At 53.3% G+C, this 20,131-nt stretch carries 18 protein-coding genes and 1 pseudogene; 3 read left to right on the top strand and 16 right to left on the bottom strand.

The features are described 5' to 3' along the window. From adk to AC3DKE_RS02155, 5 genes are all read right to left on the bottom strand, one after another. Positions 1-475 (bottom strand): adenylate kinase (adk, locus tag AC3DKE_RS02135; protein ID WP_487989936.1); only part of this gene is annotated, 475 nt, incomplete at its 3' end. 88 nt (positions 476-563) lie between these two features. After that, positions 564-1,850 carry a c-type cytochrome biogenesis protein CcmI gene (ccmI, locus tag AC3DKE_RS02140; protein ID WP_340676452.1) on the bottom strand — a complete coding sequence of 429 codons (1,287 nt, stop codon included), beginning with the start codon at positions 1,848-1,850 and terminating at the stop codon, positions 564-566. Further along, positions 1,847-2,308, bottom strand: coding sequence for a cytochrome c-type biogenesis protein (locus tag AC3DKE_RS02145; RefSeq protein WP_340676451.1), 462 nt, complete (start codon positions 2,306-2,308; stop codon positions 1,847-1,849). Before AC3DKE_RS02145 ends, ccmI begins: the two co-directional genes overlap by 4 nt. Beyond that, positions 2,305-2,868 (bottom strand): DsbE family thiol:disulfide interchange protein, encoded by a 564-nt coding sequence (locus AC3DKE_RS02150; RefSeq protein ID WP_340676450.1) that lies wholly within the window; start codon positions 2,866-2,868, stop codon positions 2,305-2,307. The genes AC3DKE_RS02145 and AC3DKE_RS02150 overlap by 4 nt, the downstream gene beginning before the upstream one ends. Continuing rightward, positions 2,865-4,838 (bottom strand): heme lyase CcmF/NrfE family subunit, encoded by a 1,974-nt coding sequence (locus tag AC3DKE_RS02155; protein WP_340676449.1) that lies wholly within the window; start codon positions 4,836-4,838, stop codon positions 2,865-2,867. Before AC3DKE_RS02155 ends, AC3DKE_RS02150 begins: the two co-directional genes overlap by 4 nt. 223 nt (positions 4,839-5,061) lie before the next feature. Between AC3DKE_RS02155 and fabA the strand changes: the two genes are divergently transcribed. The 3 genes from fabA to AC3DKE_RS02170 all read left to right on the top strand — a co-directional run bounded on the left by fabA (position 5,062) and on the right by AC3DKE_RS02170 (position 8,487). Then, a complete protein-coding gene (fabA, locus tag AC3DKE_RS02160) occupies positions 5,062-5,586 on the top strand; it encodes a 3-hydroxyacyl-[acyl-carrier-protein] dehydratase FabA (protein WP_340676448.1) in 525 nt (174 codons plus the stop codon). A 12-nt stretch (positions 5,587-5,598) separates the two neighbouring features. Further along, entirely contained in the window at positions 5,599-6,813 is a 1,215-nt protein-coding gene (gene fabB / locus AC3DKE_RS02165) for a beta-ketoacyl-ACP synthase I (protein WP_340676447.1), read from the top strand. Positions 6,814-6,960: 147 nt separating this feature from the next. Continuing rightward, entirely contained in the window at positions 6,961-8,487 is a 1,527-nt protein-coding gene (locus AC3DKE_RS02170; RefSeq protein WP_487989939.1) for a flavin-containing monooxygenase, read from the top strand. A 3-nt stretch (positions 8,488-8,490) separates the two neighbouring features. On the opposite strand, the gene AC3DKE_RS02175 is transcribed toward AC3DKE_RS02170, so the two are convergent. From AC3DKE_RS02175 to AC3DKE_RS02225, 11 genes and pseudogenes are all read right to left on the bottom strand, one after another. Next, positions 8,491-9,210, bottom strand: coding sequence for an SIMPL domain-containing protein (locus tag AC3DKE_RS02175; protein WP_379069806.1), 720 nt, complete (start codon positions 9,208-9,210; stop codon positions 8,491-8,493). A gap of 38 nt (positions 9,211-9,248) precedes the next feature. Further along, entirely contained in the window at positions 9,249-10,577 is a 1,329-nt protein-coding gene (gene tilS / locus AC3DKE_RS02180) for a tRNA lysidine(34) synthetase TilS (protein WP_487989941.1), read from the bottom strand. Continuing rightward, positions 10,574-11,542 (bottom strand): acetyl-CoA carboxylase carboxyltransferase subunit alpha, encoded by a 969-nt coding sequence (locus AC3DKE_RS02185; protein ID WP_340676443.1) that lies wholly within the window; start codon positions 11,540-11,542, stop codon positions 10,574-10,576. The genes tilS and AC3DKE_RS02185 overlap by 4 nt, the downstream gene beginning before the upstream one ends. Before the next feature lie 87 nt (positions 11,543-11,629). Then, positions 11,630-15,058 (bottom strand): annotated as a pseudogene (dnaE, locus tag AC3DKE_RS02190) (DNA polymerase III subunit alpha); the annotation flags it as partial. Further along, positions 15,055-15,630 (bottom strand): ribonuclease HII, encoded by a 576-nt coding sequence (gene rnhB / locus AC3DKE_RS02195; protein ID WP_340676441.1) that lies wholly within the window; start codon positions 15,628-15,630, stop codon positions 15,055-15,057. The pseudogene dnaE and the gene rnhB, both read right to left, overlap by 4 nt. Continuing rightward, entirely contained in the window at positions 15,627-16,799 is a 1,173-nt protein-coding gene (gene lpxB / locus AC3DKE_RS02200; protein ID WP_411730267.1) for a lipid-A-disaccharide synthase, read from the bottom strand. The genes rnhB and lpxB overlap by 4 nt, the downstream gene beginning before the upstream one ends. A gap of 48 nt (positions 16,800-16,847) precedes the next feature. Beyond that, positions 16,848-17,624, bottom strand: a complete 777-nt coding sequence (gene lpxA / locus AC3DKE_RS02205) for an acyl-ACP--UDP-N-acetylglucosamine O-acyltransferase (protein WP_379069819.1) — start codon at positions 17,622-17,624, stop codon at positions 16,848-16,850. Continuing rightward, positions 17,621-18,058 (bottom strand): 3-hydroxyacyl-ACP dehydratase FabZ, encoded by a 438-nt coding sequence (gene fabZ, locus AC3DKE_RS02210; protein ID WP_340676438.1) that lies wholly within the window; start codon positions 18,056-18,058, stop codon positions 17,621-17,623. The genes lpxA and fabZ overlap by 4 nt, the downstream gene beginning before the upstream one ends. A 52-nt stretch (positions 18,059-18,110) precedes the next feature. Further along, positions 18,111-19,133 (bottom strand): UDP-3-O-(3-hydroxymyristoyl)glucosamine N-acyltransferase, encoded by a 1,023-nt coding sequence (gene lpxD / locus AC3DKE_RS02215; RefSeq protein ID WP_340676437.1) that lies wholly within the window; start codon positions 19,131-19,133, stop codon positions 18,111-18,113. A 3-nt stretch (positions 19,134-19,136) separates the two neighbouring features. After that, positions 19,137-19,649, bottom strand: a complete 513-nt coding sequence (locus tag AC3DKE_RS02220; protein WP_340676436.1) for an OmpH/Skp family outer membrane protein — start codon at positions 19,647-19,649, stop codon at positions 19,137-19,139. Between the two features lie 5 nt (positions 19,650-19,654). Further along, positions 19,655-20,131, bottom strand: a 477-nt coding sequence (locus AC3DKE_RS02225) for a BamA/TamA family outer membrane protein (RefSeq protein ID WP_487989943.1), incomplete at its 5' end; no start/stop codon positions are given.

A 20,131-nucleotide genomic window follows, 5' to 3' on the forward strand; every position in this document is an offset into this window, starting at 1 on the left:
CATCTGGACGCTGCACAAGATCTTCGCCAGTCTCATCATCTTTGCCCGCAACTTTTGGCGGATTATGCATGACATGATAAACACGGCCAGAAGCGGGGTGCACGCGGCGACCTGACAAGCGCGCGATGATTTCTTCATCGGCAACACGAATTTCGACAACATGATCAATCGACACGCCGGCATCAATCATTGCTTGCGCTTGCGGGATGGTGCGCGGAAAACCATCAAACAAAAAACCTGGCGCGCAATCGGCCTGCTTAATACGTTCTTTCACCAAACCAATGATGATGTCATCAGAAACCAAACCGCCAGCATCCATAACCTTTTTCGCGGCAATGCCAAGCTCTGTGCCAGCCTTCACCGCCGCACGTAGCATGTCGCCGGTGGAGATTTGCGGAATGCCAAAACGGCTCATGATGTTCTGAGCCTGCGTGCCCTTACCAGCACCTGGCGCTCCCAAAAGAATAATACGCATCCATTTTACTCCCAATCTCAAGGCGGCAAGGATACTCGCCCAAGCCGCCTTTTCACAAGACTTTCACCGCCAAGCTGCGACCAACGGACTATCGCGCTTCGACTTTCTCGCTAATTCGCAGGCGCACTATTTGATCACTGGCTTTCTGCACTGGTACTGCTACTGCTTGCCAGCCGGGCCCAGTGGCATCGCCACTAGTCGATATTCTCGCCGAAATAACCACATCCGCGAATGAACTCAGCAGTCTTGCTGAGTTCAAGCTATGGCGATCATTGAGCGCAATCGACATCGGAAACTGCGCCACTGGCTGCCCCACGGCGGCAATCGGCATCGGCATACCGGCAGGTTCGCGAGCGAAAATAAACAAGGTTGCATCGGCGGGTATGGCGCGTGCCACTTCTGGCGCAAGCGTGACCTCGATGCGATATAGCGTATCTGCGGCTGCCGTGACTTCACCGGCGCTACCGGCCTCTGCAATCAAGCCGGCAATGCGTTGATCAGCCGCCGAATCTGCCTCAGCAGCAGGCATTGCCGCGCGCAGGGCTCGTAGCTTCGTTAACACCGCTAGTGCCGTGGCATTATCGCCAGCACGCAAGCTGCCCATACCAAGCATCAATAAGGCGCCTTGATGATCAGGCTCGCGCTGCAAAATACCATTGAGCAAGTTTGCAGCTAGAGAATCCATCGCGCCTTGCTGCGACATGATGCTGGCTTGCACATAGGTCATCGCCACTTGGATATCGCTAGGGCTAAGCTCCACAGCACGGGCCAAAGCCTCTTTTGCCGGACCAAACTCACGTGCTTGCATGAAGCCCAAGCCTAAAGTTAGCCAGCCTTCGCCATTATGCGGATCGGCCTGGACACGACGCTGCAGCGCACGCATAAAGTCCGGCAAACTAGCATCTGGCGATTGTTCCGCCATATCCTGCCCCGCCAGCAACTTATCGATAGTCGGCGCTAAGCGCTCAGCATTATGCGTATCTTTCGCCAAACCTGGGCTCAAAAATACGCCAAGCCATAACGCCACACTCGCGACAGGAACAATCAGCAATAACGCCAGCGCCAAACCACCCACTTTCAATGGCCGACTACTTTGATCTGCCACTTGTTGGTTATCGGCTAATAGCCCGCGATCGAGCTCCAACTTCAGCGCGGCATAGGTCTCAGCGGTGATGCGCGATGCCATGTGATCGGCATTTAGCTCAGCCAAACGCTCATGATAAATTTGCTTCGATAAGGCCTGCGCGCTACGACCTGTCACCGCCATACCACCACGTAATGGCCAGAGCAGGCAAAATGCCGTGGCTAGCGCTAATAATATCGCCGCCAACACCATCGGCACTAAGGTCATTTGATCCGCACCCAAACTCATCATGACCTACGCTCCTGATCACCGGACAATACACGCTGCAGCTGCTCCGCCTCTTGTGACGACAATGGCCTAGGCTTGGCAATCACCCCGCGCGTCCGTCGCCACATGGTAAAACCGGCCACAATGAGCAGAATAAATGGACCGAACCAGAGTACAAACGTGCTGGCGCGCACAGGCGGCTTATAGGTAATGAAGTCGCCATAGCGCGCGATCAAATAATCACGAATTTCGCCATCGCTTTGGCCTGCTTTAATTTGCTCATAAACACGGTCTTTCAGGTCCCCAGCTAAGCCTGCATCAGAGCCGGCTAAGTTGGTGTTTTGGCATTTTGGGCAGCGCAGCTCATCAATCAATGCGCGGTAGCGAGTTTCCTGCAGTGGCGTATCGAAGTCGCGGACATCAACAGAGGCAAAGCTTGCTGCAGAAATCAGCATCAGGCTGAGTAATAGATAGCGAATCATGGCTTAGCCTCCTGCGCATATTCAGCTAATAGCGCCTCATAGCGTGGCTTCAACTCGGTTTGCCATGCCTTCGGGTCGAGCACGCCAACTGCGCGATAACGAATGATGCCATTGCCATCGACTAGATACGTTTCTGGCGCGCCATAGACACCTAGATCGATGCCTAAGCTGCCATCTTCGTCAAAAATGACTTGCTCAAAGGCATTGCCGTTATTGCTTAGCCAAGCCAGAGCTGCTTGCCGATTATCTTTGTAGTTCACACCGATAATGCGCACGCCTTGGCCTGCTAACTCAACCATGACAGGATTTTCGATAAGGCAGGAAACACACCATGTTGCCCACACATTGAGCAGTGTGACATTGCCTTTAAAGATGCTTTCGTCAAGCTTTAGCTCGGGATCAGCAAGGCTGGGCAAGTTAAAAGCCGGCACTGCGTGGTCTAAGCGCGCAGAAGGCAAAAATGAAGGATCACTGCCATTGCGGCTAAATAGCAAAAGCGCCAAAGCCAAAAACAGTGCCAATGGCAACGCGAAAACTAACCAGCGACTCGATGATTTCATGTCGCCGCTCCTGTGCTAGCACGCGGCGTTGGCGTAGCACTGACACGATGGCGATAACGTTTATCGAGCAATGACATGAGTGCGCCCAAGGCCATCACCAAAGCACCAAACCACATCCAGCGCACCATTGGTTTCACGTAAACACGCACTGCCCATGCGCCGTTGTCCAGTGGCTCGCCTAGAGCGACGTAAAGATCGCGCCAGAGCGTGCCGGTAATGGCGGCTTCAGTCATCGGGCTTTGCTGCACGCGGTAGATACGCTTCTCCGGATGCAACACTTCGGACCACGCGCCTGAGCTCACCACCAAGGTGCCACGTTGTGCCGTGTAGTTTGGGCCGCGATGATCTTCGACGCCATCAAAACGAAATACATAATCGCCGACAGTTAGTGTCTCACCGGGAGCTAAGCGCACATCTTTTTCCACGCTGTAATGCGAGGTCATTGCCACACCCAAAACCACCATGACCAGACCAATATGGCCCAGCTGCATGCCCCAATAACTAGGAGTAAGTTTCTTTAGGCCCAGCCAACGCGTTCTGGCATGGCGCGTCTTCACCAGTACATCTTCAAATAAAGCACCTAAGACCCATGCCGACAAGCCAATGCTGAGTGCAACTAGCCATGGCAGATCGCCATAGACCAATAGTGGTAGCGCAATCGCCGCCACTACCGCGGCAATCAGCACGCGCCACAAGGGCAGCAGGCGCTTACTCAAGGTGTCGCGCTTCCAATTGATGTGCGGACCAATGCCCATAAACACCATCAGTACCAAAGTCAGCGGCACAAACAGCAAGTTAAAGTACGGAGGCCCAACCGATAGCTTGCCAAGATCTAGCGCGTCTGCGACTAGCGGAAATAAGGTGCCGAGCAAAACTGTCACGGTCGCAGTGAGCAGGAATAGGTTGTTAATCATCAAGAAAAAGTCGCGCGACACCGTGGTGTGCCTACTCTCGCTTTGCAAACTCGGCGCTTTCCAAGCAAACAAGGCCAATGAGCTGCCAATCACCACAATCAAGATCGCTAAGATATACAAGCCGCGGGAGGGGTCCGAAGCGAAAGCATGCACCGAAGTCAGCACGCCTGATCGCACCAAGAAAGTACCCAACAAGCTCAAAGCAAAGGCAATAATAGCCAGCAACACAGTCCAGGCTTTAAATACGCCGCGCTTTTCTGTTACCGCCAATGAGTGCAGCAAGGCCGTGCCCGCTAACCATGGCATAAATGAAGCATTCTCAACTGGATCCCAAAACCACCAGCCGCCCCAGCCGAGTTCGTAATATGCCCACCACGATCCTAAGGCGATGCCTACGCTTAAAAATGCCCACGCCGCCAATGCCCACGGCCGTGACCACCGTGCCCAAGCCGAATCAAGGCGGCCATTAAGCAAGCCCGCCAGCGCGAAAGCAAAAGGCACAGCAAAGCCGACATAGCCCATATAAAGCATGGGTGGATGGAAGATTAAGCCGGGGTCTTGCAGCAAGGGATTGAGGTCATTGCCCTCAATAGGGAAGTCGGGAAATAGGCGGTTGAATGGGTTTGATGTGAATAAGACAAAGCTCATCATGGCCGTGCTGATTAGGCCCAAAATGGCGAGTACGCGCGCGGTCATGATCAAAGGCAGTGCTTGCGAAAAGCGTGCGACAGCAGCAGTCCAGCCCGCTAGCACGAGTACCCAGAGCAATAAGGAGCCTTCGTGGCCACCCCAAACGGCGGAAATTTTGTACCAAAATGGCAGCAGCGTATTGGATTGGCGCGCAACATAGTCAACGCTGAAGTCATTCAGCAAAAACGCTGCCGTTAGGCCAATAAATGACAACAGTAATAGGCCGAACTGAGCATAGGCTGCTGTTCGTGCGACAGCCTGAATACGGGGCTCACCGCGAACTATGCCCAACCACGGCAAGGTGCCCTGAATTAAGGCCACGATGGCTGCCAATACCAGCGCAAATTGACCGAGTTCAACCCACATAACGTTCTCCTAATGCCATATCAGCACGCGTATCAGGTCGCCATCATACCTGCGCTGCCCACCCTGTCCAGTTACACCGCTAAGTCATTCAAATTGCTGCTTTGTTAAGCCTTTGCAAAGGACCAAAAACACATTTAGAAACAACTCTAAGACTAATGGGTCGGCATTCTCCCCCAATGCCCTTGCTACCATGGGCGCACGAAAAAACTGCCTAAGGAAATCTATGAGCGACGTTTATCAGCAAACCCAGTTTAGCCGCGAAGAGCTTATTGCCTGCGCTCGTGGGGAACTCTTTGGGCCAGGCAACGCCCGCCTGCCATTACCCAATATGCTGATGATGGATCGCATCATTCACCTCTCACGCGAAGGCGGCACAAACGGCAAAGGCGAAATCATCGCCGAACTCGATATCCATCCAGACCTGTGGTTTTTTCAGTGCCACTTTGAAACCGACCCTGTGATGCCCGGCTGCTTAGGCCTCGATGCATTGTGGCAACTACTCGGCTTTTATCTCGGCTGGCGCGGCAACCCTGGCCGCGGCCGAGCCTTAGGCGCTGGCGAAGTGAAGTTCTTCGGCCAAGTTTTGCCCACAGCAAAAGTATTGCGCTACGAGATCAATATCCGCCGTGTAGTCGAACGCAAGCTGGTCATGGGCATCGCTGATGGTCGAGTATTGCTCGATGGCCGCGAAATCTACACTGCTAGCGACTTGCGTGTTGGCCTCTTTACCAGCACTGAAAACTTCTAATTGGAGCATCCTATGCGCCGCGTCGTCATTACTGGCTACGGCATTGTTTCCTGCCTTGGTCATGACACCGAAACTGTAAAAAACAGCCTGTTTAACGGCATTTCCGGCATCCGTGCCAATGAAAAATATACCGAAATGGGCTTTCGCAGCCAAGTCAGCGGCTCCATTCGTGACCTCGATCTAGATGCCTTGATTGACCGCAAAATGCGCCGCTTTATGGGCGATGCTGCAGCCTATGGCTATGTTGCACTAACTCGCGCCATCGAAATGTCCGGCCTCAGCTCTGAGCAAATCGTTAATCCCCGCACCGGTCTGGTGGCAGGCTCTGGTGGCGCATCAAGCACCAACCAAGTGGCCGCCGCCGACATCGCCCGCGAAAAAGGCGTAAAGCGCATTGGCCCATACATGGTGCCACGCACCATGTCCTCTACATTGTCGGCCTGCCTCGCCACTGCCTTCCAAATCAAGGGCGTGAACTACTCCATCGCTTCCGCTTGCGCGACTAGCGCGCATTGCATTGGTCATGCCGCCGAACTCATCCAGCTCGGCAAGCAAGACGTGGTATTTGCCGGTGGCGGCGAAGAAGAAGCTTGGGAAGAGTCGTGCATGTTCGATGCCATGGGCGCGATGTCGAGCAAATACAACGACACTCCCGAAAAAGCCTCACGTGCCTATGACGCCAATCGCGATGGCTTCGTCATTGCTGGTGGTGCCGGCATGGTTGTCGTCGAGTCCTATGATCACGCGATTGCTCGTGGCGCGACTATCTTGGCGGAAATCGTTGGCTATGGCGCCACTTCCGATGGCCATGACATGGTCGCCCCTAGCGGCGAAGGTGCTGAGCGCTGCATGAATATGGCACTGCAAACTGTCGATACGCCTATCGATTACCTAAACACCCATGGCACTTCTACACCGGTAGGCGATTTAGCCGAACTCAAAGCCATTCGTGCAGTTTTTGGCGATAAAGCCCCCGCCATTAGCTCGACAAAATCACTGTCTGGCCACTCTTTAGGCGCTGCCGGCGCTCAAGAAACGATCTACTGTTTAATCATGCTCGCCAATGATTTTGTCACCGCCTCAGCCAATATTGAGACACTAGATCCAGAGGCTGAAGGCCTGCCAATTGCCTTAAAACGAATTGATAATGCCGGTTTAAAAACCATCATGAGCAATAGTTTTGGCTTTGGTGGCACCAATGCCAGCTTAGTCTTGCGCAAGCTCTAAGCCTTGTGCTGGGCGGCTTTCACGGCCGCCCAGCCGCCCCATAAAGCCCCAACCTGACAAATGTTACAGTGCTCACTGTCAAAATTGATTGACCACTGATTGGAAAAACTTTAGCGTATCTCGAGTTCAATTCCTGAGACCTAATTAATGTCCACTCAACATCACGATATTTTGATCATCGGCGCCGGCCTTTCTGGTATCGGTGCAGCCTGCCACTTCAGCCGCAACTGCCCGACTAAATCGATTGCCATACTCGAGCGCCGTCAGGCCATTGGTGGTACTTGGGATTTATTTCGCTATCCCGGCATTCGCTCCGACTCCGATATGTTCACTTTTGGTTACAGCTTCAAGCCATGGGTTGAGTCGCGCGTATTGGCCGATGGCCCGTCGATCAAGCAGTACATGACTGATACGGCAAAAGAGTATGGCGTAGATAAAAAAATTCATTATGGCCGCCAAGTCATCAACTCAAACTTCTCGACCAAAACTGGTCTTTGGACTGTCGAAGCCAAAGACGAAGCAAGCGGCGAGTCAGAGAAATTCACCGCCAACTTCTTAATGGTCTGCACCGGCTACTACAACTATGACAAGGGCTACCGCCCAACATTCCCCAATGAAAAAGCCTTCAAAGGCGACATTATTCATCCACAGTTTTGGCCAGAAAACCTCGACTACAGCGGTAAGCGCGTGGTTATTATCGGTAGCGGCGCCACGGCAATCACCTTGCTGCCAACCATGACCGACAAAGCTGCTCACGTGACCATGTTGCAGCGCTCACCGACCTACATTATGTCGGTGCCTGCCATTGACCCAGTAGCGCGTGCACTGCAAAAAGTATTGCCCGAAAAGGCTGTTTATCGCCTCAATCGTATCCGCAATATCGGCCTACAGCGCATGCTATTTCAGGCCTCCCGCAAACGCCCTGCGGCAGTCAAACGCCTATTGCTAGGCATGGTGAAGAAGCAGCTTGCGGGTAGCGGCATCGACATGAGGCACTTCACGCCCAGCTACCAACCTTGGGATCAGCGCCTATGCGTAGTGCCCAATGGCGATCTATTTAAAGTTCTGCGTGAAGGCAAAGCCAGCATTACCACCGACCACATTGAAAAATTCACTACAAACGGCATTTTGCTGAAATCGGGCGAGGAAATTCCAGCCGATATCATCATCACGGCGACAGGTCTCGATGTGCAAATGACCGGCGGCATGAACTTGAAGGTCGACAATAAATCTGCGGCCGCTAAGACACGCTTGACCTATAAAGGCGTATTGGTCGAAGGCATACCCAATGCCGCCATGGTGTTTGGCTACACCAATGCGTCATGGACACTGAAAGCCGACTTGGCCAGCGAATATGTCTGCCGCCTCATCAACCATATGGATGAAAAAGGCTATCGCACGGTAGAAGTTCACGACCATGACAACTTGGTCACCGAAGATACGGTGCTCGGCAGTTTAAGCTCAGGCTATATTCAACGTGCAGCTGACAGCTTGCCGCGCCAAGGCAGCAAGGCGCCATTTCGCGTAGTGCAAGACTACCTGCGTGATGTTCCGCTGATGCGCTTTACGCCTATCGATGATGGCTATTTGCAGTTCGATGGCAAGCCGGCGCGCGCACCTAGCGGCCTTAGTCGCGTTACCGCACCACTGAAAGCCGCCTTTGGTCGAGGCTAAGCCTTAATCGGATAAGTAATATTCAACCGTGGTGACCACGCGCACGCGCTTCATGTGCGGCGTGCTGTCATCGCGGTTGTTGATGCTAAATTGCCCTTGCTGAGCTGACTTGATTTTGCCCAACTTGCTATTGGAGTCTTGGGCAAATTTTTCAGCGACTGCACGGGCATTTTTAGTTGCCTCCTCAATCATCGCTGGCTTAATTTTGCTTAAATCCTCATAGCTAAACACGCGCTGGATATCTTCTTTGGTGACTGACACCACCACGCCTTGCTTACCCAATTCCAGCAAGCTCGCCATGGCTTTGCGTACCGCATCTACCTTGGTGGTGAATACCGTTACATCGCCTTCGCCGGTGTAACGAAACTTAATCTGACTTTTATCGCCCCACTGATTGGCATAAGCATCGGCAATAACTGGTGGCGCCAAAGAAATTTCATCATCGCTTAAGCCATGCTTTTTCAAGAAAACACTGATCATGCGTTGGTTTTTTTCAACGTCTAAATACAGTTTATCTAGGTCATTTTCAGCAACTTGATAGCGGATCGGCCATGCCGCCGTAGTGGCATCAACATCGCGCTCAGATAAGCCCTTCACGCTCACTGTACGCTCCATGGCTTTCACCGATACAGCGGCATCGGCCAATTGATAGCCTAAGGCCGACAGACCCAATACAACGCATATGCCAAGCGCTAAGGCGCTGCCCTTTGTCACAGATGTCATGGTATTGGCTCCTAATCAAGAGTATGTATGGGGCTTACTTACGCTTCATCGGTCATTAGGTGTACCGCCACCACTATCTCACCGGCCCAAATACATATTAGGCGATCGCGCTGCCATGGCGGAATACTCTGCTCTTGGCACCAGTTTTTCAGACTAACGCTGCGCTGCTGATCTTTTAGCGCTGAGGCTTCCTTAAGACAACTCGAGTCAATCAGCAGCCGCTCACCACCAACGCGCGGAGCTATACGCCATGGCATCTCGAGTAATTGGTCGTTTCTATTTAAATGCGGGCATAGCTCATTTAGCGACCATAAGCGCCCTGCCCACTCGATAGGCTCAAGCGGATTAGGCCAGTTGATAGCTGCTGGTAATTCGCTAATCAGCTCATCGTGGCGCAGATATAAACGCTCACGATAACGCCGCAGCGACCAACCGGCCCACGCCAACTGCGGCTGAGCATCGGCGCGTGCTTGCAATAACTCTTGCTTCACGCGTGGCCAATAGCGATGCGGTAATGTCGGTGCACCCTTGCGCTGCAACCAACGCGCGATGACCGCCTGACGGCTGGCTTCGCTCAGCGCATTGAGTGCTGGGATATCTAAAGTTTTGCCATCACCGCTGAGCTGCTGCAAAAGGTCATCGCTAAGCTCATTTAAGGCATCGGCTTGCTGCGCCAGTTGTTGGCTGCTACGAGCCAATAACTGCGATGCTTCGGGCCAGCGCTGTTGCAGCAGAGGCAATAGCTGATGACGTAATAAGCTGCGGTCAAAGCGCGGATCGGCATTGGCAGGATCTTTTACAACGGGTAGCTCACTAATGCTGCTAAGCCAACTCGTGATGGCCTGTCGCGATTGGCCAAGCCATGGCCGCCAGCGCAACATCGCAGGTAACTGCGTATTACTGCTACGCCACAAACTCTGCTCGCGCATAGCCGCCAAGCCCTGCACACCTGCACCACGCATCAGTCGCAGCAACAGCGTTTCGGCTTGGTCATCCTGATGGTGGGCCAGCAGCAGCGCTTCGCTCTCGCTCATAAGCGCGGCAATGGCATCGTAGCGTGCCCGCCGTGCGGCATCCTCAATGCTAGCTTGCACCGGCACTTGGACACGCAAAATCTGTAGAGGAATTTGCCAGGCCGCCGCTTGCTGTTCAGCAAGCATCGCCCAGCTGTCGGCATCGGGGTGAAGGCCGTGATGCACATGCACTGCGCGCAGCCGAAAGTCTAAGGCTGAGGCAGCATGCTTAGCGGCGCAGAGTAAAGCGTAGGAGTCGGGGCCGGCGCTAAGCGCTACGACAAGACCCGTGATGCTAGGGGCATCGAGCTGCCGCGCGCGCAAAAACGCGTCGAGCGCGGCAACTGGGCTCATTCGCTGGCTAGCTGCTCGGTATTGCCATAGCTCATCAGGCGATCGTAGCGGCGATTTAGCAGGCTGTCGTGATCTAGGCTGCGTAGCTTTTTCAGCTGGCTTAGCAGCGCTTTGCGCAGGCTATCGGCAACGCGATCAAAGTCGCGGTGTGCGCCACCCAAAGGCTCACTGACTAAATCATCAACAAAGCCTAATGAGTGTAGGCGCGAGGCAGTGAGGTTCATTGCCTCTGCCGCTTCAGGTGCTTTTGCAGCGGTTTTCCACAGAATAGAAGCGCAGCCTTCTGGGGAAATCACCGAGTAAGTGCTGTATTGCAGCATCAATAAGCTGTCGCAAACACCAATAGCCAAGGCACCGCCGGAGCCACCCTCACCAATCACAGTCGAGATGATTGGTGTTTTCAGACGCGACATGACCGCTAAATTTTTTGCGATGGCCTCACTCTGGCCACGCTCTTCAGCATCGATACCAGGATAAGCGCCTGGCGTGTCGATAAAAGTAAAGATGGGCATTCTAAAGCGCTCAGCCATTTCCATCAGGCGTAAGGCTTTGCGATAGCCTTCTGGGCGCGGCATGCCAAAGTTACGGCGCACTTTCTCGCGCACATCGCGGCCCTTCTGATGACCAATGATCATCACCGGCTCGCCCATAAAGCGCGCAGTACCGCAAATCAGTGCGGCATCGTCGGAGAAGCTACGGTCGCCATGGAGCTCATCGAAATCGGTAAATAGGCGCTGAACATAGTCCATGGTGTAAGGACGGCGCGGATGACGCGAGATCTGTGAGACTTGCCACGAGGTTAGTTTGGAAAAAATATCTTCAGTGAGAGCCAGGCTTTTTTTACGCAGCCGGGCGACCTCGTCATCGATATTTAAGCTGGTGCCATCGCCAACTTGCTTTAGCCCTTCAATCTTGGCTTCAAGCTCAGCGATAGGTTGTTCAAAATCGAGATAATCGGGATTCATGAAACGCTCTCATTAACTATGCACCGAGTGTAGCTGACACGGCGCGGCGCGCAAACCCACTACTTAGTACAGTACACGCACACTATCGTGACCCAGGCGCTGGCGTAAACCGCGCAGCAATGGATCGGTCAGTTTTACTCGCCACTGCTCGCTGCCCAGTAATGTAGCTTGCGCGGCTGGATGTTGCACACGAAAACGCAGCATAGCACCCTCGGCTTGGCGCTGGGTTTGTAGCCATTCGGTTAGGTCGTGAACTCCACGCAGACCCAAGGCAACGGGTACAGTGAGCTCCAAGCCCTTGCTCAAGCGCGTACGAGCATCGACTAAAGGTTGAATCGATTTAGCCACGACCTTGAGCATGCCCGCATACTCATCCATCGAGACTTCACCCTCAATAACGAGCACGCTATCACTGCTTAATAGCGGCCTAACTTGCTCTAAAACTTCACTAAATACAGTCACTTCAACACGTGCCGTACGGTCATCAATGGTCAAAAATGCGCGTGAACCACGAGCACCTTTCATGATGCGATGGCCCATTAGCAAACCAGCAACAGTCGTATTTTGGCCGCGGCGCGTGGGCTGTAATTCAGCGAGGCGGCAAGTTACCAAGCGGCTAAGCTCAGCTTCATATTGATCAATTGGATGACCCGTGAGGTAAAGCCCGAGTGTTTCTTTTTCGGCCTGCAAGCGCTCATCTTCGCTCCATTCCATGGCCTCAGACCAGTCACCGGAGGGCGCGGCTTCGAGCACATCGCCAAACAAATCAACCATGCCGCAGTCGTCGTTGCGCGCTTGTTGCTCGGCAGCAGCAACAGCATTTTCTAGCGATGCCATGATCACAGCACGATTTGCGCCTTGATCATCGAGCGCGCCAGCACGAACTAATGCCTCCAGCGCACGCTTATTGAGCTTGCGTAAATCGATACGGCGGCAGAAATCGAAGAGATCCTTAAAGCCACCATCAGCTTCGCGTGCCGCCAAAAGCGATGCCACTGGGCCCTCGCCGACACCGCGAATAGCGCCGAGGCCGTAAATCACTTCACCGGCATCATTAGCAACAAAGCGGAATGCCGACTCATTGACGCTAGGCGGGCGAATGGTCAGGCCCATGGCGCGACACTCTTCAATGAAGACTACGATTTTGTCGGTGTTGGCCATCTCAGATGACAACACGGCGGCCATAAACTCGGCCGGATAATTCACTTTCAGCCACGCAGTTTGGTAGGACACCAAGGCGTAAGCCGCCGAGTGCGACTTGTTAAAGCCATAGCCGGCGAACTTTTCCATCAAGTCAAAAATGCCACCGGCTTGCGCAGGGTCAACACCGCGCGCGCCCGAACCTTCCATGAACTTAACGCGCTCTTTCGCCATCTCTTCGGGTTTTTTCTTACCCATGGCGCGGCGCAACATGTCCGCGCCGCCAAGCGAATAGCCTGCCAAGACCTGAGCGATCTGCATGACTTGCTCTTGATAAAGGATGACGCCGTAAGTGTTTTCCAGCACCGGGCCAAGCTCAGGATGCGGATAAGCAACTTCGGCACGGCCATGCTTACGATTAATGAAGTCGTCGACCATGCCCGACTCTAGTGGCCCTGGCCGATACAGCGCCACCAGCGCCACCACGTCTTCGAAGCGTGAAGGCTTCAGCTTCTTAATCAACTCCTTCATACCGCGCGATTCGAGCTGGAATATCGCCGTGGTTTTACCCTCGGACATGACCTTATAAGGCTCGTGATCATTGAGCGGAATGCGTTCGATCTCGATCGGCGCCTCACCGCGGCGTGCACGCTTGGCATTAATGTCTTTTAACGCCCAATCGATGATGGTGAGCGTGCGCAGACCCAAGAAGTCGAACTTCACTAGGCCTACCGACTCGACATCGTCTTTATCGTATTGGCTGACCCATTTGCCCTCATCGTCGGTATAGACCGCGGTGAAATCGGTGAGCTTGCCCGGTGCGATCAAAACACCGCCGGCGTGCTTACCAACGCCACGCGTGATGCCTTCGAGGCGAATCGCCATTTCCCAAATTTCGAGCGCGTCGTCGTGATCGCTGAGATCAGCCACGCTGAGTAACTCTTCCAGCATGGGCTCTTGTTCACGCGCTTCTTGCAATGAAATTCCGGGCGTAAAAGGAATCATTTTCGACATGCGATCGGCCAAACCATAGGCCTTACCGAGTACTCGCGCAACATCGCGAATGACCGCTTTTGCCGCCATGGTGCCGAAGGTAATAATCTGCGACACGGCTTGGCGACCGTAATGATTGGCCACGTATTCGATGACGCGATCACGGCCTTCCATGCAAAAGTCGATATCGAAGTCGGGCATCGAGACCCGCTCGGGATTCAAGAAGCGCTCGAACAACAAGTCGTATTTGATCGGATCAAGGTCGGTAATCAATAGCGAATACGCCACCAATGAGCCCGCACCAGAGCCCCGCCCTGGCCCTACTGGCACACCGTTTTCTTTCGCCCAACGAATGAAATCCATGACGATGAGAAAGTAGCCGGGAAAGCCCATTTGATTAATGATGTTGAGCTCAAACTCCAATCGCGCTTTGTATTCAGCCTCGATTTCCGGCATGTCGGCGCGGGTGCGATCGAAGAGTTTATCGAGACGCTTTTGCAGGCCCTCATGCGAGAGCTGCGAAAAATACTCAGCCATGGTCATGCCCGGTGGTACCGGAAAATCTGGCAGATAATTTTTGCCTAAGCTCAAACTCAAACTGCAACGCTTAGCGATCTCAACCGTGTTGGCTAAAGCCTCAGGAATGTCGCTAAACAACTCCTGCATCTGCTCCGTGCTTTTGAAGTATTGCTCGGAGCTGTATTCACGTGGGCGGCGCGGGTCGTCGAGGGTATAGCTTTGCGCAATGCTTACGCGCACCTCATGTGCCTCGAATTCTTCCGGCGTGAGAAAGCGCACATCATTGGTCGCCACTACTGGGCACTGACGCCGTTCGGCCAAGGCCACAGCGGCATGCAGATGATCTTCTTCGCCTTCACGGCCGGTGCGCTGCAACTCTAAATACACGCGCGATGGGCACAGTGTCATCCAATCTGTTAGCAGCCTGTCGGCTTGGGCAATATCGCTACCGATTAAGGCCTGACCGACATCGCTGGTGCGGCTGAGCAGAAAAATTAAGCCGTTATTTCGCGCTTGGAGCTCGCTATACGCCAGAACTGGTCGGCCTTGCTCTTGACCTGAAATATAAGCCTCAGACAGCAAGGCGATAAGGTTTAAATAGCCGGCGTGATTCATCACTAGCGCCGTCACTAGGTTCAGCGACTCGCCATTGCGAATAACAATATCAGCACCGAAAATCGGCTTGATGGCTTTTTTCTGAGCGGCTTTAAAGAACTTCACCAAGCCGTAGACATTCATCAAGTCGGCCATCGCCACCGCCGGCATCTCAGCCTTTAATGAGGCTGAGACTAGGGCGGGAATTCGCACGATAGAGTCTTGCAGGGAAAACTCAGAACGCACGCGTAAATGCACAAAACCGGTCATGGAGCACTCATCGCTAAAGACTGACGCACCGGCGCAAACGAGCGGCGATGCTGGGGCAAGGGGCCAAGTTCAGCGAGCGCTCTCAAATGCGCAGGCGTTGGGTAGCCCTTGTGACGATCAAAACCATAACCCGGATGCGTGGCGTGCAATTCAGCCATCTCGCGGTCGCGAGCGACTTTCGCCAAGATGCTTGCGGCACTGATTTCTGCCACCGTGCCATCGCCTTTAACGATAGCTTCTGCTGTCATCGGCAATACCGGGCAGCGATTGCCATCAATCAAGACATGGTCTGGCTGAAGGCTAAGCGCCGCCACAGCACGCTGCATCGCTAGCATGGTCGCTTGTAAAATATTTAGTTCATCGATCTCAATTGGCTCAGCACGGCCAAGCGACCACGCCAAAGCATCGCGCTCAATGATTACGGCCAAGGCTTCACGCCGCGCAGCGGTGAGCTTTTTTGAGTCTGCCAAGCCAGCTATCGGTTTTAATGGGTTCAGGATCACCGCAGCCGTGACCACTGCACCAACCAATGGTCCACGGCCTACTTCATCAACGCCGGCGACTAGCCTCATGGCACACGCACAGGCTTGGCAAGCAGCTCAGTAATAGCGTGCGCACCGGTAACGCTGGCATTGCGTGCTAATTGCTGATGAAAATGCTCAAAGCTAGCGGCTGTCTCGCTCACACGTACGGGATCATTGAGCCAAGCCAGCACTTCATGGGCGATATTTTTCGGATTAGCCTGGCCTTGCAGAAGCTCGGGCACGATGCGACGACCAGCGAGCAGATTTGGCAGGCTAACGAATGGTATGCGCACCAAAAAGCGCGCAATTAGCCAGGTTAGCCAATGCAGGCGATAAGTCACCACCATTGGTTTTTTTAGCAATAATGCTTCTAGCGTGGCAGTACCTGACGCCAGGGCAACAACATCGGCGGCGGCCATGATTTCACGGCCAACACCAGCGCCTAAGCGTTGATCGAAAACACGAATACTTAATTCAGAATAGTCTGCGACTAAGGCATCGATATCAGCACGGCGCTCGGCGTTGATGGCAGGAATGAGAAATACGCAGTCTGGACGCTTAGCGTGGATGCCTCGCGCGGCTTCCAATAGTAATGGCAACAAACTCGCCACCTCGCCACGACGACTGCCCGGTAATAGCGCAACATAAGGCGCAGGCGTAAGGCCTAAACGCTGTTGTGCAGCGGCGGTGTCATTAATGCGCGGCATGGAGTCGGCGAGTGGATGGCCGACAAAGACAGCATCGACATCGTGTTGGTCATAAAAGGCTTTTTCGAATGGCAATAAACACAGCATTAAATCAACGCTGGCGCGAATGCCGTGAACACGGCCCTGACGCCAAGCCCACACCGAAGGGCTAACGTAATGCACGGTGCGCAGGCCTTTTGCTTTTAATTCGGCAGCAATGCGTAAATTAAAATCAGGCGCATCAATGCCAATAAAGACATCGATTTTTTGCTCAAGCAGATGCGCAATAAGCTGATCGCGAATGCCGAATAATTCACGCAGGCGGCCCAATACTTCGACCAAGCCCATCACCGACAAGCGCTCCATCGGCACTAATGTTTCAGCACCCTCACTGAGCATTTGCGGGCCGGCAATACCAATAAATCGCGCATTAGGGTGCTGCACTTTTAAGGCGCGAATGAGGTCGGCGCCGAGCGTGTCGCCAGAGGCTTCACCGGCGACGATGCCAAAGATGGGGCCTGGCGAATTCATCAGCTCACTCACTTCATGCGTATAAGAACAGCAGACTTATCAACAGTATTAACGCGCGATGCCGCGGGTGGACTCACGCAATGTGTCGATAAACAGCTGAATTTCTGGCGCATCCACGGCCAAAGCTTCTAGCACTGGATAAGCTGCCTCTAGCGTTAGGCCATCGCGATACACCGCTTTATAGGCTTTGCGTAAGGCATTTAGCGTTTGTGATGACCAACCACGGCGCTTCATGCCTTCGAAATTCATGCCGCGGGCTTCAGCGGGATTGCCGCTGGCCATGACATAGGCAGGAATATCTTTAAACAAAGTGGTGCCGCCGCCAAGCATGGCGTGCGAGCCAATGCGGCAGAACTGATGAATGCCGGAGTTGCCGCCAATAATCACGTTGTCGCCAATAACGACATGGCCGGCAATGCCGACGTTATTGGCGAAAATACCATCGTCACCAATGATCACATCATGGGCAACATGGGTGTTGACCATGAGCAAGTTACGGCTGCCAATGCGCGTTAGGCTTTGGTCTTGAATAGTGCCGCGATGCAGCGTGCACGACTCGCGAATGACGTTATCGTCACCGATTTCCAAGCGCGTAGGCTCACCACGGTACTTCTTATCTTGGCAATCGCTGCCTACCGAGGCGAACTGATAAATACGATTACGCTGACCAATCACCGTTGGGCCAGTAATGACTGCGTGTGGCCCAACCCAAGTGCCGGCACCAATCACTACATCTGGGCCTACAATGCTGTAGGGACCGATGCAAACGTCATCTGCTAGCTCAGCCTTGGCATCGACAATCGCCGTCGAGTGAATTTGTGTCATAGCGTCTGCTCGGCAATGATAATGTCGGCACTCGCGGCGAGCTGACCATCGACTAGAGCACGACACGAAAATTTATAAATATGACGGCGTGAGCCGGTCGCAACTGCCTCTAACACTAGCTGATCACCCGGCACGACTTGACGCTTAAAGCGCACATTATCGGCGCCAGCAAAGACATACAAGTGGCCGGTTTCAGGGCTTTTCTCATAGGTGTAAAAGCCTAAAATACCGGCAATTTGCGCCATCGCCTCAATCATCAAAACACCGGGCATGATCGGCTTCGCGGGGAAATGACCCTGAAAAAACTGCTCATTAATAGTGACGTTTTTATAGCCAACAATGCGCTTACCTTTTTCAATCTCAGTCACGCGATCGACAAACAAGAACGGGTAGCGCTGCGGCAAATAATGCATAACCTGCTGAATATCTAACATATTTTCTCTCCGAGCGGCCTAGGATGAACCTAAAGCCACACAACGACCATTCTTAGTCGCGGGCTTTTTCTAATCGCTGCACGCGCGTGACAAGATCATCTAGTCGTCGCAGGCGCACCGCCATTTTTTTCCAAGACTCTGTGCGATCAAAAGCCGTGCCTGATGAATATGATCCCGGCTCAGTAATCGACTTTGTCACCATGGTCATACCGGTGATTTGTACGCCATCACAAATTTTAATATGTCCCACCACACCAACGCCGCCAGCTAAAATGCAGTGCGCGCCGATTTCTGTGCTGCCAGAAATTCCGCAACACGCGGCAATCGCTGTATGCGCGCCAATCACCACATTATGGGCAATTTGCACTTGGTTATCGATGATCGCGCCGGTATGAATTTCGGTGTCTTCCAATGCGCCACGATCGACAGTGGTATTGGCGCCAATATCGACATCGTCGTGTATGACGACAGCACCAAGCTGGGCAATTTTACGCCAGTGACCGCGCTCATTAGCAAAGCCAAAACCGTCGCCACCGATGACTGCACCGCTATGGATTTGTACGCGATTGCCTAAGCGGCAGTCGTGGTAAATAACAACTCGACTGCGAATACGGCAGCCCTCACCCAGCACCACACGATCGTGAATAACGCTGCCAGCTTCCACAATGCTGCCGGCACCGATGCGTACACCCTCGCCGATGACTACTTGCGCGGCAATGCTAACGCCCTCTCCGAGCACGGCAGTTTCAGCCACAACAGCGCTGGCATGAATGCCTGTGGCGGGCTTAGGCGTGCGATCAAAGCGATGTGACAAGGTCGCGAAAGCTAAGTAAGGGTTAGCCAGTAGTAAGGCATTTCCTGTGAAGTCGCCCAAATCATCGGGGCGCAATAAGACCGCGCCGGCATTGGTCGACATGAGCTGATTGCGGTATTTTGGGTTGGCTAAAAAGGCAAGCTCGTGCCCTTGCGCAGCCGCCAAGGTATTCATGGCGCTCACACGCTGTGCGGGGTCGCCGCGCAGCTCAGCACCGACTGCTGCTGCCAGCTCACCTAAACTGATGTCGGCAGCAGTCATGACTTATTTACCCGCGTTTAAACGATCAACCACACGCTTAGTTAGATCTAATTCAGGCGCGACGTAGACCGCCGAACGACGATCAAGAATGATGTCATAGTCGCCTGCTTTACGCAGATCATCCAAAATACCTTCTAAGTTTGGCAGCAGGCGCTTAAGTAAATCCTGTTGCGCTTGCTGAGTACGCTCTTGCACTTGCTGGATCAGCGTATTGAACTCCTGAGCCTTCTTATCTGCTTGATCACGCAGCGCTTTTTTATTGCTCTCGGACATGGTTGCGCTTTCTTTTTGAAAGCGTTGTTCCATGGCTTTAATGTCATTACGCAAAGCATCAAGACGATCACGCTGTGGCTTCATCTCAGCATTTAGCTTTTCTTGTGCGGTACGAGCGGCATTCGACGCTAAAAGTGCAGCCTCACGATCAAGCATGGCGATCTTGGTGCCGTCGGCGGCCAAAGCTGGTAGGGCTGAAAACAACGTGGCGCCCAACACGACGCTGGCTAATAGTTTTTTCATTAAGCTTAGAATCCTTGTCCGAGAGAAAATTGGAACATTTGCGTATCGTCGCCCTCTTTTTCGCTAAGTGGCTGAGCGATAGCAAATGTTAGCGGCCCGATAGGCGTAATCCACGACAGCCCTAAACCAACGCTGTAGCGCATATTGCTGAGTGATGGCTTGTAGTCTTCACCTGCGAACCCTTGCAGCTTAGTATCGAAAATATTACCTGCATCGAAGAATGCCAAGGTACGAACCTTGTTGTTATCTTCCATAAATGGCGTTGGGAAAATAAGCTCCATGCCTGCTTCAATTTGCACATTGCCGCCAATCGACTCTGCCACTGCGCCATTTATCAATGTTGGCGGATTCGTAAGAGTATTCAGCAAACGACTTTTTGGCCCCATGGAGTTATCGCGATAACCACGCACTGAACCGAAGCCACCACCAAAGAAGTTGCGATAGAACGGCAGGTCATCACCACCACCAATGCCATCACCATA

This window comes from Paraperlucidibaca sp., from assembly GCF_982810325.1.

Bases quoted from the DNA above. Each gene is read 5' to 3' on its own strand.
- AC3DKE_RS02150 (WP_340676450.1), bottom strand. From the start codon at position 2,868: ATGAAATCATCGAGTCGCTGGTTAGTTTTCGCGTTGCCATTGGCACTG.
- fabA (WP_340676448.1), top strand. From the start codon at position 5,062: ATGAGCGACGTTTATCAGCAAACCCAGTTTAGCCGCGAAGAGCTTATT.
- AC3DKE_RS02220 (WP_340676436.1), bottom strand. From the start codon at position 19,649: ATGAAAAAACTATTAGCCAGCGTCGTGTTGGGCGCCACGTTGTTTTCA.
- tilS (WP_487989941.1), bottom strand. From the start codon at position 10,577: ATGAGCCCAGTTGCCGCGCTCGACGCGTTTTTGCGCGCGCGGCAGCTC.
- lpxB (WP_411730267.1), bottom strand. From the start codon at position 16,799: ATGAATTCGCCAGGCCCCATCTTTGGCATCGTCGCCGGTGAAGCCTCT.
- AC3DKE_RS02175 (WP_379069806.1), bottom strand. From the start codon at position 9,210: ATGACATCTGTGACAAAGGGCAGCGCCTTAGCGCTTGGCATATGCGTT.
- fabB (WP_340676447.1), top strand. From the start codon at position 5,599: ATGCGCCGCGTCGTCATTACTGGCTACGGCATTGTTTCCTGCCTTGGT.
- AC3DKE_RS02155 (WP_340676449.1), bottom strand. From the start codon at position 4,838: ATGTGGGTTGAACTCGGTCAATTTGCGCTGGTATTGGCAGCCATCGTG.
- rnhB (WP_340676441.1), bottom strand. From the start codon at position 15,630: ATGAGGCTAGTCGCCGGCGTTGATGAAGTAGGCCGTGGACCATTGGTT.
- AC3DKE_RS02185 (WP_340676443.1), bottom strand. From the start codon at position 11,542: ATGAATCCCGATTATCTCGATTTTGAACAACCTATCGCTGAGCTTGAA.
- ccmI (WP_340676452.1), bottom strand. From the start codon at position 1,850: ATGATGAGTTTGGGTGCGGATCAAATGACCTTAGTGCCGATGGTGTTG.
- lpxD (WP_340676437.1), bottom strand. From the start codon at position 19,133: ATGACTGCTGCCGACATCAGTTTAGGTGAGCTGGCAGCAGCAGTCGGT.
- fabZ (WP_340676438.1), bottom strand. From the start codon at position 18,058: ATGTTAGATATTCAGCAGGTTATGCATTATTTGCCGCAGCGCTACCCG.
- AC3DKE_RS02170 (WP_487989939.1), top strand. From the start codon at position 6,961: ATGTCCACTCAACATCACGATATTTTGATCATCGGCGCCGGCCTTTCT.
- lpxA (WP_379069819.1), bottom strand. From the start codon at position 17,624: ATGACACAAATTCACTCGACGGCGATTGTCGATGCCAAGGCTGAGCTA.
- AC3DKE_RS02145 (WP_340676451.1), bottom strand. From the start codon at position 2,308: ATGATTCGCTATCTATTACTCAGCCTGATGCTGATTTCTGCAGCAAGC.